At 61.0% G+C, this 14,282-nt stretch carries 12 protein-coding genes and 1 pseudogene; 9 read left to right on the forward strand and 4 right to left on the reverse strand.

From position 1 onward, the window contains the following. Positions 1-80 precede the first annotated feature (80 nt). Positions 81-1,286: a DSD1 family PLP-dependent enzyme gene (locus BLT00_RS02420; RefSeq protein ID WP_175456204.1), complete on the forward strand. Its 1,206-nt coding sequence runs from the start codon at positions 81-83 to the stop codon at positions 1,284-1,286. 44 nt (positions 1,287-1,330) lie between these two features. Here the strand turns inward: BLT00_RS02420 and BLT00_RS02425 are convergent, their stop codons facing one another. Beyond that, complete coding sequence (locus tag BLT00_RS02425; RefSeq protein ID WP_063321718.1) at positions 1,331-2,551, reverse strand: multidrug effflux MFS transporter; 1,221 nt, start codon at positions 2,549-2,551, stop codon at positions 1,331-1,333. A 288-nt stretch (positions 2,552-2,839) separates the two neighbouring features. Next, positions 2,840-3,481 (reverse strand): LysE family translocator, encoded by a 642-nt coding sequence (locus BLT00_RS02430; protein ID WP_092142167.1) that lies wholly within the window; start codon positions 3,479-3,481, stop codon positions 2,840-2,842. 211 nt (positions 3,482-3,692) lie between these two features. Between BLT00_RS02430 and BLT00_RS02435 the strand changes: the two genes are divergently transcribed. Together BLT00_RS02435 and BLT00_RS02440 are read left to right on the forward strand one after the other, a co-directional pair. Then, entirely contained in the window at positions 3,693-3,962 is a 270-nt protein-coding gene (locus BLT00_RS02435) for a YceK/YidQ family lipoprotein (protein ID WP_028236548.1), read from the forward strand. A 30-nt stretch (positions 3,963-3,992) separates the two neighbouring features. Then, positions 3,993-4,256 (forward strand): annotated as a pseudogene (locus BLT00_RS02440) (LysE family transporter); the annotation flags it as partial. A 291-nt stretch (positions 4,257-4,547) separates the two neighbouring features. Here BLT00_RS02440 and BLT00_RS02445 read toward each other — a convergent pair. Beyond that, positions 4,548-5,006, reverse strand: coding sequence for a winged helix-turn-helix transcriptional regulator (locus BLT00_RS02445; protein WP_092142164.1), 459 nt, complete (start codon positions 5,004-5,006; stop codon positions 4,548-4,550). 126 nt (positions 5,007-5,132) lie between these two features. Between BLT00_RS02445 and BLT00_RS02450 the strand changes: the two genes are divergently transcribed. Next, entirely contained in the window at positions 5,133-6,518 is a 1,386-nt protein-coding gene (locus BLT00_RS02450; protein WP_256574845.1) for an MFS transporter, read from the forward strand. Here the strand turns inward: BLT00_RS02450 and BLT00_RS02455 are convergent. Further along, positions 6,443-7,333: a LysR family transcriptional regulator gene (locus BLT00_RS02455; RefSeq protein WP_003200706.1), complete on the reverse strand. Its 891-nt coding sequence runs from the start codon at positions 7,331-7,333 to the stop codon at positions 6,443-6,445. The genes BLT00_RS02450 and BLT00_RS02455 overlap by 76 nt on opposite strands. Before the next feature lie 168 nt (positions 7,334-7,501). Here BLT00_RS02455 and BLT00_RS02460 point away from each other — a divergent pair, with 168 nt between their 5' ends. From BLT00_RS02460 to BLT00_RS02480, 5 genes are all read left to right on the forward strand, one after another. Then, positions 7,502-8,584, forward strand: a complete 1,083-nt coding sequence (locus BLT00_RS02460) for a 4-oxalomesaconate tautomerase (RefSeq protein WP_092142157.1) — start codon at positions 7,502-7,504, stop codon at positions 8,582-8,584. 41 nt (positions 8,585-8,625) lie between these two features. Further along, the gene (locus tag BLT00_RS02465) at positions 8,626-9,951 is read left to right on the forward strand and encodes a dicarboxylate/amino acid:cation symporter (RefSeq protein WP_092142154.1); all 1,326 of its coding nucleotides are present in this window, start codon (positions 8,626-8,628) and stop codon (positions 9,949-9,951) included. 138 nt (positions 9,952-10,089) lie between these two features. Next, positions 10,090-11,394, forward strand: coding sequence for a CitMHS family transporter (locus BLT00_RS02470; protein WP_092142151.1), 1,305 nt, complete (start codon positions 10,090-10,092; stop codon positions 11,392-11,394). Positions 11,395-11,489: 95 nt separating this feature from the next. Next, positions 11,490-12,743 (forward strand): OprD family porin, encoded by a 1,254-nt coding sequence (locus BLT00_RS02475; RefSeq protein ID WP_092142149.1) that lies wholly within the window; start codon positions 11,490-11,492, stop codon positions 12,741-12,743. Positions 12,744-13,006: 263 nt separating this feature from the next. Further along, positions 13,007-14,263, forward strand: coding sequence for an MFS transporter (locus BLT00_RS02480; RefSeq protein ID WP_092142146.1), 1,257 nt, complete (start codon positions 13,007-13,009; stop codon positions 14,261-14,263). Positions 14,264-14,282 lie beyond the last annotated feature (19 nt).

Raw genomic sequence — 14,282 nt, forward strand, 5'->3', positions numbered from 1 at the left:
GGAGCGTCCTGATGAATCGTAGAACCTTTATGCTCGGCACCGCCGGAGTGGGTGCATTGATGGTCGGGGCGGGGGCGCTGTTGCGTCCGAGCGATCGGGGCAGCCCCTACAACGAGTACTTCCGCGCGTTGAACCAGGAGCTCAAGCGCCATGGGCCGATGCGCCCCGTGATGCTGATTGACCTGGACCTGCTCGATCACAATATCGATGTGGTCACGCAATCCGTTACACGCGCCGGTAAACATTTGCGTCTGGTGGAGAAATCCCTGCCATCACCGGGACTGTTGGCGTACATCGCCAAACGTACCGATACCCGGCGACTGATGTCGTTTCATCAGCCGTTTCTCAATCACGACGCGGTGACCTTTCCCGAGGCTGACATCTTGCTCGGCAAGCCTTTACCGGTACGCTCGGCCGAGGTGTTTTACCAAACCCACAAGGGCGCCTTCGATCCTTCCAGACAACTGCAATGGCTGCTCGATACCCCCCGGCGGCTGATGGATTACCAGGCATTGGCCCAAGGCCTGGGCATCCGGATGCGGGTCAATATCGAGCTGGATGTCGGCCTGCACCGTGGCGGAGTCGCTGACCACGCGGTGCTCGGCGAGATGCTGACGCTGATCAGTGCGCATCCGCAGCAGCTCGAATTTTCAGGCTTCATGGGGTATGACCCGTTTGTCGGCATGGGCGTGCCCAGGGTCCTCGCTTCGTCCCAGGCGTTGTTCGACAAGGTGATGGTCATTTACAACGGCCATGTGAATTACCTGCGTGAACACTTCCCTGCACTTTGGCACGAAGGGCTCACGCTCAATACCGCCGGTAGCCCCAGCTACGGTATACATGAGCAGGAACGCTTGAGCAGCGAGGTTTCGGTGGGAACGGCGTTTCTCAAGCCGACCCATTACGACCTGCCATCGCTGGTCGAGCATGTGCCGGCGGCCTTTATCGCAACGCCGGTGCTAAAGAGCACTGGCGCCGTCAATTTCCCAGCCCTGGATGACAAGTCCCGATTGTTCTCCTGGTGGGACCCTAACCAGCGTGCAACATTCTTTCTCTACGGCGGTAACTGGATGGCCGAGTTCGAGTCTCCCAAGGGGCTGCAAAGCAATGAGCTCTATGGTCGCAGCTCCAATCAGGAAATGGTCAACGGCTCCCTGGCCGTAGGGTTGAACGTGGAGGACCAGGTGTTTTTACGGCCGACCCAGACAGAGTCCGTGCTGCTGCAATTTGGTGATTTGCTGGCCGTGCGCGGTGGGAAGATTGTTGAAACCTGGCCGGTGTACTGATTGGCGCAGGGAGGCGAGCTTTTGGCTTGGCCGAGAAAGCGTCCTCAAAGACGCCCCCGCAACAGAAACAGCACCAGCGCCACTAGGCAGGCCATCGTCTGAATCCCACCCAGCGTCGTGACCGGCGCGAAGCTCAAGACCGAGGCCAGCCAGGTGCTCAGAGCAGCCGCACCCATGGAGAGAAAACCCAGCAATGCGGAGGCCATCCCGGCTTCCTTACCGAAAGGCCCCATGGTGATTGCCGTGCCCAGCGGATTGGCCAGGCCCATGCCCCACAGGAAGGTGATCATCGAGAGGGCATACCACCCAAGACCAGGCGCGGCTGGGCCGACGAGCAGCAGGCCGCCGCCGGCCATGGCGCAGGCAATGCCCACGAGTGTGGCGATTCGGGCGCCATGACGATGCGCCAGGCGCGGGGCCGCCATGCCGGCTGCGAACACGACGAATACCGTAGCGGCGAAATACAGGCCGGTTTGCAACGAGGTCAGGCCGATACCTTGCATCAGGATGGCGGGCGCCGCCGCGAAGGAGGCGAACAGGCCGCTCATCAGCAGGCTCATTGAAAGGGCAGGGAGGATGAAGCGCTTGTCCAGTGCCAATCTGCCATAGGCGAGCACCACGCTCTTGGCCGAGTGCGGCGCCCGGCGATCGGCGGGATGGGTCTCTCCGAGGTCGCGTACGTAGAAAAAGGCCAGTACCACGGCGGCCAGTCCCACCAGGATGAAGATGGCGCGCCAGCCGAGCGTGACGGACAGGACGCTGCCGGCCAGCGGCGAAAAACCCGGCGCCGCGGCAGTGGCGATCATCGTCAGCGACAGGGCGCGGGCCAGGGTCTCGCCTTCAAACAGATCCCGTGCGATGGCGCGCGACAGCACCGAGGCTGCGCACACGCCCAACGCCTGGACGACGCGTCCGGCGATCAGCACATCAAGGGTGGTGGCAAGGCCGGCGATGACGGTGCCGACCACGAACACTGAAAGGCCGCCGAGCACCAGTTTCTGGCGCCCGTAGCGGTCGGCCAGCGGCCCGACCACCAGCTGGCCCAAGGCGAACGTGATGAAGAAGCTGGACAGCGTCAGGCCGAGCTCGCGAGCGGTCACGCCCAGGTCTTTGCCGATCTCCGCGAACGCCGGGAGGATGATGTTGGTGGACAGCATGCTGATCGCCGCCAGGCCTGCAAGCAGCGCCACGACTTTGCCGGTCAATGGTTGTGTGGAGGCGTGCGGTTGCGTAGCGGTAATCGCCAATGAAGTTCTGGCTTCCATACATCCTCTCCTAGGCTTGGTTGGCGGGCAAAGGCATTGATGCCAAACGCCAAGACTGTGGTTCGCGAGCTCGGTGCAGTGATGGAGATTTACACATGACGCTCATAATATTTTCATGAATATGATGATCGTAATCTCTTGCGTCAAGTTAAATATCTGGAGTGCGCAGGCAGGATTTCACTGTTGCCTATAAGTAGGAGCGAGGGAGAGCGGATGGGGAGGGTGTGAGGTCGACGCTTTTCAAGCGTCGTGACCTCGGTATCTGGTAGGTCCGGATCGAAAGATGTCTCAAACGGCCGGTCGACGCATCGCCAGAATGGCCGCACCGAAGCCGATGAACGTCGAGCCGACGAGCCTGCTGATCCACACGGAAAACGCTGGCCGTTTCAGCACGCCTTTGGCCTGGGCCGCAATGGCGGCATACAGGCTCAAGGAAACCAGCGACAAGCCGGCGAATATCGAGGTAAGGAGCAGAAACTGCGGCAGCAGTGGGGCGCTCTGGTCGATGAATTGCGGGAACAGGGCGGTGAAGAACATCGTCGCCTTGGGGTTGGTGATGGCTGTCAGAAAGGCCGACTTGTATAGCTTCGAACGCGATGGCTTGCTGGTCTTGCCATCGGCTTGCACATCCTGCGCGAGTATCGGGCTCTTTTTGAACAGCTGCCTGGCGCCCAGGTAGAACAGATAACCCGCCCCGAGGACTTTCACGGCGTTGAACAGCCATTCGGAGCTGGCGAGCAACGCGCCGAGACCCAGCATCGCGGCGGCCGACAAGCAGAACAGCCCGCTGGCGTTGCCCACCGACGACCACACCGCGTAACGCGGGCCGTAGGCCAGGCTGTTATTGATCGCCATCAAGGTGGCAGGTCCAGGACTGGCGATGGCGATGGCCGCGACCAGGGTAAAGGCGAGAATTGAGTGCAGTTCCATTGTTCACATTCGCGACTGGTTGAGAGGATGTGCATCCTACAGGAGAACCTGGGGTTGTCTGAATACAGCCGCCATAACGTTTCTATCGGTGCAGCCGCCCTCGGGGTGTCCATCGAGTGGTTCGCGACCCCGCTGGGGCCTTGCCTTGGGCACTGAGCCGTTGGGGCGGCTTTAATGCTACAGTCCGGCCTTTCCTGGGGAGGGGCGCGTCATGCGGATCGTATTAATGGCTTTGACGATGGCGCTGCTGGGCGGATGCGCCACGGCCAACGAAACCTTTGGCATGGGACAGCTCTGCGGTCGCCATCCTTACTGCGGTGCGGCGACCGATATCGAGATCATCAAGGCCTCGACGAATGACAACGACGTGTATTCGCGCGCGCTGGCACCGTTTGCAGTTGTCGACCTTCCTTTTAGCATCGTGGCCGATACGCTGATCCTGCCTTATACGATTTTTCATATGAGGCCTGCCGAGGAGTAGGGGGAGTGCCTCGACCGGCTGAATGCGCCTGGCCGGGTCACCAACATTGGCAACCCCAAGTCCATGGCTTTCTATGCCGCTGTTTTTTCAGCCGCGGCTCCCGCCCACGTTTCGCCAGGCACGTTTTTGTCGATGCTGGCAGTTGTCGTGGTGGTTTCAATGGCTTGGTATGGAATGGTCGCAATTATGCTTTCGCAGCCCAGGATTGCTTGTGCCTATCAAGGTAGGAAAAAAGCAATTGATCGACTGTGTGGTGGTTTGATCTTGTCTCTGGGGGTTCGCCAGCTGGTTTAGCGAGTAGCCGTTGCTGGAGCAAGCCTTCGTCGTTATACGCCAGGTTGGTCTTGCGCTGACCGACCTGGCGCTGGACGAAGTGACTGTACCGCACTAGCGGTTGATCGTTCCCACGCTCCTGCGTGGGAATGTCGCCAGGGACGCTCCGCGTTCCGCTTCTGGATGTGACGCAGAGCGTCACCGGTTGCATTCCTACGTCTTGCTGCACCGAAGGTTCGCGCATTTGTCGATTTCATGTGCGCCAGGTACGCGGACATGTCTCTGGTGCTGAAGGGATAGGGACGATCAATATCACGCCGGGTTGTCGGCAATGAGCCTCACCCTGTGGCAATCGGCCGGTTCGAGTTTCTGACCGTTTGAGGAACGAACATCCATCGGCATGAGCGCCTGCCCGGACGTATTGTCCAGCAGCACGGAACGCGTTTCTCCTGGCTCGAACAGGAAGCGTTCGCCCCACTGTCGCAGGCTGACCACGACCGGAAAGATTTCCCGGCCTTTGTCCGTCAGGACGTACTCCTTGTAGGCGCTCCCATCGGATGCGGGTCGAACGTCGAACACACCGGCCTCGACCAACGCTTTGAGTCGCGAAGCCAGAATGTTCTTGGCCACGCCCAGGCTCTTCTGAAATTCGCTGAAGCGGCGAATGTCATCGAATGCGTCACGAATGATCATGAGCGACCAGCGATCGCCAATCACGTCCAGTGTCCTGGCTACCGGGCATTCGCTGTTTTGCGGTGAAGCGTTTTCCATTTTATTGACCTTCTGAAAAAAGGATCGCAAGTCCGGTCGATGGCTGTGGTTGCAAAATGAAACCTGATCGGGCAACAATACACTCAGGTTTTTAATTGAAACCAGTTTAGCGCCAAGGAGACGCGCATGACAGCCGATGTCGACTGTTTCACCCAGCAGCCTTCGGACAAACAGGGGGGCGAGGGAGCTTGCTCCCGCTTGAGTGCGAAGCGCTCACGGAAGGGGCCGCTTCGCAGCCCAGCGGGAGCAAGCTCCCTCGCCACAGGTTCTTTGAATGAGCAGCAGTGCCCGGGCCTTTCGCCGGCGCTCACGTTGTTGTTTTCCGTGACCTGCGCACTGGCCGTCGCCAATGTCTACTTCGCCCAGCCCTTGCTCGCTTCAATGGCCGAGAGCCTGGGCGTCGCGCCAGGATTGATCGGGGTGGTGGTGACGGCCACTCAGGTGGGTTACGCGCTGGGGTTACTGTTCATCGTCCCGCTGGGGGACAGAGTCAACCGTAAACGACTGGTTTGCGCGCAATTGGTGTTGTCCGCGCTTGTGCTGGCGGCCGTCGGTGCAGCCCAGCATTGGTTGGCTTTGCTGGGGGCGATGATCGTGATGGGCTTGCTGGCGGTGGTTGTCCAAGTGCTGGTGGCCTATGCCGCCGTGCTGTCCACGCCCTCCCAGCGGGGGCAGGCCGTGGGAACCGTCACCAGCGGCGTTGTCCTGGGTATTCTGCTGGCGCGGTTTACCTCTGGAGTGATCGCCGATCTGGCGGGCTGGCGCGGGGTTTATTTCGTTTCCGCGGGATTGATGCTGACCATCGCGGCAGTGTTTTGGGCGGTGGTGCCTGCCGCCGTGTCGTCACCAGACCGGCAGCCTTACCTGGCGCTTATCCGGTCGCTGTTCAAACTGTTCATGACCGAGCCGGTGCTACGGATCAGGGGGCTGCTGGCCTTGCTGATCTTTGCCGCGTTTTCGGTGTTATGGACCGCCATGGTGCTGCCGCTGAGCGCCGCGCCGCTGGCGCTTTCACACACGGCCATCGGCCTGTTTGGCCTGGCCGGCGTCGCCGGGGCCCTGGCAGCCAGAAGGGCCGGCCGGTGGGCGGATCAAGGCTTCGGAGAGCGCGTTACCGGCTGGTCGCTGGGGCTCCTGATGCTCTCCTGGCTGCCCATCACGTTTACCGAGACCTCCCTGATCGCACTGGTGTGCGGCGTGGTATTGCTCGACTTCGCGGTACAAGCCGTGCATGTCACTAATCAGAGCTTGATCTTCGCTGCACGGCCCGACGCCCAAAGTCGCATGGTCGGTGCTTATATGTGCTTCTACTCGGTGGGCAGCGCACTGGGCGCGGCGGCCGCGACCCAGGTTTATGCGCTGTGGGGCTGGATGGCGGTCAGCCTGCTAGGCGCCTTGATCAGCTTCGCCGCGCTGGCGGTGTGGAGGCTCTCGCTTCATTGCGGCCACTGCTCAAGCAGGATCGAGACAAACTTCTCCGCAGCCGGGGAAAGCGATGCGCCCCGGCGGTAGACCAGGCCCAGCGAGCGGTTTACCACCGGCTCGATCAGCGGCACGCTGACCAGCGTTGGATGATCCCCGGCCGGCATCGCCAGGCTGGGCATCGCCGACACGCCGAGGCCAGCCTCGACCAGTCCCAGCGACGTCGACAAGTGCTGCACTTCGTAAAACCACTGCGGGCGCCAGCTCAGGCCCGACAGTGCGTGGTCCAGCAGCATGCGGTTGCCGCTCAGGCGACCGACGCCGATCAGCCGATAATCACTGAGTTCCGACCAGGTAACCGCACTGCGTTCAGCCAGTTCATGATCGCGCCGGCAGGCCAGCACAAAGGGTTCGTTGACCAGGGGCACGAACTCGATGTCCGGGTGCTGGCCGCTCATCATGTTGATGCCGAAGTCGGCTTCACCACGCAGTACCGCTTCGAGTCCTTCGTTGGCGCTGAGGTCGAGCAGGCGGATGCGGATTTTCGGGTAGCGCTCGTTATAGAGGCGAATCACCGAAGGCAGGAAATAGAACGCCGCCGTGGGGATGCAAGCCAAGGTCACCCGGCCGATCTGCCGCTCCGCCAGCTCGCGGATGTTGAGAATCGAGTCATCGAAATCATCCAGCAGGCGCCGCGCCTTGGGCAGGAAATCACGGCCGACACTCGTCAGGCTGACCTTGCGGGTCGTGCGATCGAGCAAAGCGGTACCCAGACCCTCTTCGAGTTTTTTCATCCGTCGGCTCAGGGCCGGTTGTGACAGGTGCAGCGCATCGGCGGCTTCGTGGAAACTGCCCAATTCGGCGATTTTCACGAAAGATCGTATGTCCTGGAGTTCATATTCCATGTTCTACCTCACCGGAGAGGGGGATGCGCGGTGTAAATCATCGTAAAGTAATTCATTTGTGAAACGCAATAATCTCTCTGATCTTTGCATTGGAAACACTTTTCAAATTTTGCCACTCTTGTGTCCAGAGCATCAATTATCAAGATTGATCAACAAGAGTTAGTGATCATGCAGCGAATTCCTTGTGTGCTAATGCGCGGCGGTACGTCCAAAGGCCCGGTGTTTCTCGCCTGGGATCTGCCGGTCGCCATCGCCGAACGTGACGAGCTGCTGCTCAACCTGATGGGTTCCGGCCACGAGCTGGAAATCGACGGTATCGGTGGCGGCAGCCCACAAACCAGCAAAGTGGCGATCGTCAGCCCATCGCTGCACCCTGACGCGGATGTCGATTATTTGTTCGTCCAGGTCATGGTTTCCCAGCGTCGGGTCGATACCGCCCCCAACTGCGGCAACATGCTCTGCGCCGTCGGCCCCTTTGCCATCGAGCAGGGGCTGGTCAAGCCTTCCGGCGATCTGACCCGGGTGCGTATTCGCAACCTCAACACCGGGACTTTCGTGAATGCCCACGTGCAAACCCCGGAAGGCAAGGTCAGCTATGAAGGCGACACCGCTATCGACGGCGTGCCTGGCACAGCCGCTCCGGTACAGCTGACGTTTCTCGATGCGGCGGGCAGCAAGACGGGGAAACTCTTCCCGACCGGGCAGACCCAGGACCTGATCGACGGTATCCCGGTGACCTGCATCGACATGGCGATGCCGATGGTGATCGTTCAAGCCAGTCAGCTCGGCAAGCGCGGCGATGAAAGCCCCGCTGAGCTGGACGCCGATAAAACCTTCCTGCAGCGCCTGGAGTCCCTGCGTCTGAAAGCCGGCCTGGCCATGGGCTTGGGTGATGTCAGTGACAAGGTCATTCCCAAACCGGTGCTGGTGTCTCCGGCCAAGTCTGGCGGGACGGTCCAGGTGCGTTATTTCATGCCGCATAACTGTCACCGCGCCCTGGCAATCACCGGCTCCATAGGCTTGGCCACCGCGTGTGTGACCGAAGGCAGCGTCGTCGCACAGTTGCTTCGCACCGTCAGCGAGCCGCGCTTGCAACAGGTTCGGATTGAGCACCCAAGCGGCGGTATCGATGTCGTACTGTCCTACACCGGTGAAAAGGGTGAGACCATCCGGGCCTCGGTGGTGCGTACCGCGCGCCGGCTTTTCTCAGGTTACGTCTACGCCACGGCGTCCCAACGGTTGGCCGGATAGCCTAGGCAGCCAGGGTCTTTTGCATCAGAACAATTCTAAAAATGGGTGATGCCATGAAAGTTGTTAAATCGCTCTACTTCCAGATCATCTGCGCTGTGCTGCTGGGCGTGGTCGTCGGGCATTTCTGGTCGCAACAGGCGATTGCCTTGAAGCCGCTGGGTGATGCCTTCATCAAGTTGATCAAGATGATGATCGCGCCGGTGGTGTTCTGCACCATTGTCACCGGTATCGCCGGCATGAGCGACAAGCGCTCGCTGGGACGTTTGTTGAGCAAGACCATGCTGTTGTTCCTGGCGCTGACGGTGATCAGCCTGATCATCGGCCTGGTGTCGGTCTACCTGTTCAAGCCCGGCGCGGGCATGAACATCGACCCGACCCAGTTGAGCACCCAAGGATTGTCGCAGTACACCGAATCCGCCGCGAAACTGAGTGTGGTGGACTTCTTCATGCACATCATTCCCGACACCTTCATCGGCGCTTTCAATAAAGGCGAGGTGCTGCCGGTGCTGTTTATCGCGGTGCTCTGCGGTTTTGCCCTGTCGTCCCTGGGCGAGCGCGGCAAGCCTGTGCTGGAGGTACTGGAGTCAGCTTCGCACATGGTGTTCAAGATTTTCTCCTACCTGATGCGTTTCGCTCCGATTGGCGCTTTCGGGGCCTTGGCCTTCACGGTGGGGCAGTACGGCATCACGTCGCTGGGCTCGCTGGCCAAGCTGATCATGACCTTGTATATCGCCTGCGCCTTCTTCGTCTTCGTGGTGTTGGGCAGCCTTTGCCGCGCCCACGGTTTCAGCCTGTGGAAGCTGCTGCGTTATCTGCGTGAAGAATTCCTGGTGGTGCTGGGCACGTCCTCGACCGAACCGGTAATGCCACGGATGTTGGAAAAACTCCAGGCCCTGGGTTGCAAGAAAGGGGTCGTGGGGCTGGTGCTGCCGACGGGCTACTCGTTCAACCTCGACGGCACGGCGATCTATCTGTCGCTGGCGGCGATCTTCATTGCCCAGGCCTGCAACATCGACCTGACGCTGACCCAGGTCATCACCATGCTGGCGATCATGCTGCTGTCGTCAAAGGGTGCCGCGGGAGTGACCGGCAGTGGGTTTGTCGCCCTGGCCTCGACCTTGACGGTCATCCACGATATTCCCCTGGCGGGCCTGGCCCTGTTGATCGGGATCGACCGGTTCATGTCCGAAGCGCGGGCGTTGACCAGCCTGGCGAGCAACGCCGTTGCGACCGTGGTGATCTCCCTTTCGGAGAATGCCTGCGACCGCGAAGTCCTGTTGCGGACCCTGGATGGCAAACCGGCCCTGACGCAGACCTCGGCAACGGACTCTACCTGGGACGACACGAAGGTCGCCAAACACATCTAGCCGCTCGCGGCTGACTCGACGGCACCACATCCGCTCACTCACTACCTGCGCCAGGCACTTTTGCGTGTTGCCTGGCGGGTTGGGGGGCGTGCGCCTGAATGTCAGCCAAGCTACTCATAACAACAAGAGAACTGACATATGCTCGCTTTACTTGGCTTGGCCATGGTGGTGGTCTTCACCTTCCTGATAATGACCAAACGGTTGTCACCGATCGTCGCCCTGACGGTGGTCCCCATCGTCTTTGCCGTGCTCGGCGGCTTTGGCGGGACCACCGGCAAGATGATGTTGGACGGCCTGAAGATGGTCGCGCCGTCGGCGGCACTGTTGTTGTTCGCGATCCTGTTTTTCGGCCTGATGATCGACGCCGGTCTGTTCGACCCGTTGATCCGCAAGATCCTCAAGCGGGTCAATGGCGACCCGATGAAGATCGCCGTGGGCACTGCGCTGCTGTCGCTGTTGGTGGCGCTGGACGGTGACGGCACGACGACTTACATGATCACCTGTGCCGCGATGTTGCCGCTGTACAAACGCATCGGCATGAATCCGATGATCCTGGCGACTGTTTCCATGCTCTCCTTGAGCATCATGAGCGGCATGACCCCTTGGGGCGGCCCGGCGACCCGCGCGATCGCAGCGTTGGGCCTGGATGCCGGTGAGTATTTCGTGCCGTTGCTGCCGACCATGATCGGCGGTGCGATGTGGGTGGTGTTCACGGCCTTCCTGCTGGGCCGTGCCGAGCGCAAGCGCATCGGCAACGTCCAGCTGCAAAGCGGTGGCGGTGACTGCTACATCAACGCGATCATCGAGGACACGCCGCACAAGCGTCCGAAGCTGGCCTACGTCAACCTGCTGCTGGTAATTGCGGTGATGGTTGCGCTGGTGATGGGGCTGATGCACTCGGCGATCCTGTTCCTGATCGGTTTCGTCCTGGCGCTGATGATCAACTATCCGCAACTGGATATTCAGAAGGAGCGCATTCTCGCCCATTCGGGCAACGCCATGACCGTGGTCCTGCTGGTATTTGCCGCGGGCATCTTCGCCGGGATTTTCTCCGGGACGAAAATGGTCGATGCGTTGGCGCAAACCCTGGTCGACTGGATTCCGCCTTCCTGGGGCCATCTGTTCCCGCTGGTGGTGGCGATTACCAGCATGCCGTTGACCTTCGTATTGTCCAACGATGCCTACTACTTCGGGGTCGTGCCGATCCTGGCCAACGCCGCGGCTGCCTACGGGATCGATCCGGTGGAAATTGCCCGGGCCTCCATTCTCGGCCAGCCGGTGCACCTGATGAGCCCGCTGGTGGCCTCGACGCTGTTGCTGGTGGGCATGGTCGACCGCGACTTGGGCGACTTCCAGAAAGCCACCGTCAAATGGGCGGTGCTCACGTCCCTGGTGATTACCGCGCTGGCCCTGCTGACCGGGGCACTGACGCTGTTTTCCTGATTCCCCCGACAACCTTGTTTTCCTGCCTGACACGCCCCCCGCGAGGGGGGAGTGCGCAGGCGTGCATGCCCAATAACAACAACGAGTAGCCAGACATGACCATTTTGCTGACCCGCGGGGCTTTGTTTCCAATCCTTGGCCTGTTGCCCCTGGCCTCGGCCAGCGCCGAAGGTTTCATCGACGACAGCAAGCTGAAGCTGCAATTGCGCAACGTCTACTTCAACGAAAATTTCCGCGATGAGCACGGGATGAGCACGCGGGCGGCAAGGACTGCCAAGAGTGAGCGCACCGAATGGGCCCAGGGCTTCCTGCTGGATTACCAGTCAGGCTTTACACCAGGCACCCTCGGCTTCGGGGTCGATGCCCTGGGCCTGCTCGGGGTCAAGCTCGATTCCGGGCGTGGCCGCAGCGGCACCGGCCTGCTGCCGGTGCATGACGACGGTCGCGCCGCCGATGAGTTCGCCAGCGCGGGCATGACCGCCAAGGCCAGGATAGCCAAGACCACACTCAAATATGGCACCTTGCTGCCCAAGACTCCGGTGCTGGTCTACAACGATGCACGGCTGTTGCCCCAGACTTACCAGGGCGCTCAGATCAGTAGCACTGACATCGACAACCTCACCGTCACTGGCGGGTATCTGGAGCGTTTCAAGCTGCGCGATTCGAGCGACAGCATGCCCATCGTGCCCGATGGCTACGGCGGCGATAAGTCCGGTGATTTCAGTTATGCCGGTGCCGACTACAAGTTGGGCAAAAACATCCGCCTGAGCTATTTCTATGGCGAGCTGGAGAATTTCTATCGACAGAACTTTGTTGGCATCCAGCATGATCTGCCCCTGGGCGCCGGGGTATTGACCAGCGACCTGCGTTACTTCAACAGCGTCGATTCGGGTTCGGCCTACGGCGGCAAGATCGACAACGACATGCTCAGCGGGCTGCTGTCCTACGCCGTTGTCGGCCACACCCTGAGCGCCGGCTATCAAACCCTCAGCGGCGAGGCGGGCCTGCCTTATGTCAGCGGCGCCACGGTGTACTCCTTCAGCAACGTCGGGATCGGCAAGTTCATCGAGGAAGACGAGAAGACCTGGATGCTCGGTTACGGCTACGACTTCGCTCGCCTCGGTGTGCCTGGCCTGACATTTTCCACCCGCTACCTGAGCGGTAACGACGGCAAGTCCAACACCACGGTCAAAGAGTGGGAACGTGACGCAGAGATCGCCTACGTGGTGCAGCAGGGTACGTTCAAGGGGCTGGGGGTGAAGTTGCGCAACTACGTCTATCGCTCGGACTTTTCCCGTGGCCGTGACAGCAATCGTATCTACTTCAGCTACGACATCGCGCTTTGGTAGGTCATGCAGTTCACCTAAGAAACAACGATGGACCTGTGGCGAGGGAGCTTGCTCCCGCTCGGTTGCGACAGTCGTGAACCGGCGGGTGCGGTGTGTCTGTGTTACGCGTTCGGCAGGTTTTGGGGTCGCTTCGCGACCCAGCGGGAGCAAGCTCCCTCGCCACGGTTTTCTCAGTGGCCCCGCGCTCATCACAGTGGCCCGGTTCGATTCTTTGCGACATCATTGCGTCAATTTTCTTTGGGGCAATGCCCGTCGAGGCCGCTATGGATCGCAACCGAGACCGACGTAACAACCTTTCCCTGGATGGCCTGAATTTCTTCCTCGCGGATGTGCGTGATGGGTTGGGTCCTTACCTGGCGATCTACCTGCTGGCGGTGCATCGCTGGGACCCGGCGAGCATTGGCGTGGTGATGACGGTGGCGGCCATGGCCGGGCTCGTCGCCCAGGCACCCGCCGGCGCGTTGATCGACCGGGTGCGCAGCAAGCGTGCCGTGGTGGCTGTGGCGGCCTTGGCAGTGACGCTGGGATGCCTGGTGCTACCGTTCACGTCTTCCTTCGGCTTGGTGGCGCTGACCCAGGCGCTCGGCGCCGTGGCGGCATCGGTCTTCGCGCCGGCCATTGCGGCCATCTCTCTGGGCATTACCGGCGCCCGCGCCTTTACGCGGCGCACTGGGCGCAACGAAACATTCAATCACGCGGGCAATGCCTGCGCCGCGCTGCTGGCGGGTGGGTTTGCCTGGTTGTTCGGTCCCATCGCGGTGTTCTACCTGATGGCCGCCATGGCATTGGCCAGCATCGTCGCGGTCAGTTGCGTGTCCGACGAGGCCATCGACCATGACGTGGCCCGAGGCCTGGAGGCGGGGCAGTTGGTCCACGGCCCTGTACCCTCGACGCTGCGGGTCCTGCTGGATAACCGTACGCTGTTGTTGTTCGCCATTTGCTGCGGGCTGTTCCACCTGGCGAACGCGGCGATGCTCCCGCTGGTCAGCCAGAAGCTCGCCCAGGCCAATGTGCACCTGGCCACGCCGTTGACGTCGGCCTGTATCGTCGCGGCGCAACTGGTCATGGTGCCCATGGCGTGGCTGGTCGGCGTCAAGGCCGATGCCTGGGGACGCAAGCCGTTGTTGCTGGCCGGCTTCCTGATCCTGCCCATACGAGGTGTGTTGTACGTGCTCTCGAATGACCCCTATTGGTTGGTGGCGGTGCAGTTGCTCGATGGAATCGGTGCCGGGCTGTTTGGCGCGTTGTTTCCCTTGGTGGTCAAGGACCTTACCCAGGGCACCGGGCGTTTCAACGTCAGCCTCGGGGTGTTGTCGACGGTGTTCGGGATCGGCGCGGCGTTGAGTAACAGCCTGGCCGGCTTTGTGGTGCAAGGGGCTGGCTACAGCGCGGCATTCCTGACCCTGGCGGCGATTGCCGCGCTGGCATTCGGCCTGTTGCTGGCGATGCCTGAGACCTTCAGGCCAAGCCGCGTGACCCAGGCCGACACCCTTGCAGTGCCTGACGGCGGGGTCGCCTAGGTCCCGGGCCTTTGGCGCA

This window comes from Pseudomonas sp. NFACC51, from assembly GCF_900103575.1.
In the GTDB taxonomy this organism is placed as follows: domain Bacteria; phylum Pseudomonadota; class Gammaproteobacteria; order Pseudomonadales; family Pseudomonadaceae; genus Aquipseudomonas; species Aquipseudomonas fluorescens_Q.

Excerpts from the sequence above, each read along its gene's own strand:
- BLT00_RS02425 (WP_063321718.1), bottom strand. The coding sequence starts at position 2,551 with ATGGAAGCCAGAACTTCATTGGCGATTACCGCTACGCAACCGCACGCC.
- BLT00_RS02430 (WP_092142167.1), bottom strand. The coding sequence starts at position 3,481 with ATGGAACTGCACTCAATTCTCGCCTTTACCCTGGTCGCGGCCATCGCC.
- BLT00_RS02435 (WP_028236548.1), top strand. The coding sequence starts at position 3,693 with ATGCGGATCGTATTAATGGCTTTGACGATGGCGCTGCTGGGCGGATGC.
- BLT00_RS02445 (WP_092142164.1), bottom strand. The coding sequence starts at position 5,006 with ATGGAAAACGCTTCACCGCAAAACAGCGAATGCCCGGTAGCCAGGACA.
- BLT00_RS02450 (WP_256574845.1), top strand. The coding sequence starts at position 5,133 with ATGACAGCCGATGTCGACTGTTTCACCCAGCAGCCTTCGGACAAACAG.
- BLT00_RS02455 (WP_003200706.1), bottom strand. The coding sequence starts at position 7,333 with ATGGAATATGAACTCCAGGACATACGATCTTTCGTGAAAATCGCCGAA.
- BLT00_RS02460 (WP_092142157.1), top strand. The coding sequence starts at position 7,502 with ATGCAGCGAATTCCTTGTGTGCTAATGCGCGGCGGTACGTCCAAAGGC.
- BLT00_RS02465 (WP_092142154.1), top strand. The coding sequence starts at position 8,626 with ATGGGTGATGCCATGAAAGTTGTTAAATCGCTCTACTTCCAGATCATC.
- BLT00_RS02470 (WP_092142151.1), top strand. The coding sequence starts at position 10,090 with ATGCTCGCTTTACTTGGCTTGGCCATGGTGGTGGTCTTCACCTTCCTG.
- BLT00_RS02475 (WP_092142149.1), top strand. The coding sequence starts at position 11,490 with ATGACCATTTTGCTGACCCGCGGGGCTTTGTTTCCAATCCTTGGCCTG.
- BLT00_RS02480 (WP_092142146.1), top strand. The coding sequence starts at position 13,007 with ATGGATCGCAACCGAGACCGACGTAACAACCTTTCCCTGGATGGCCTG.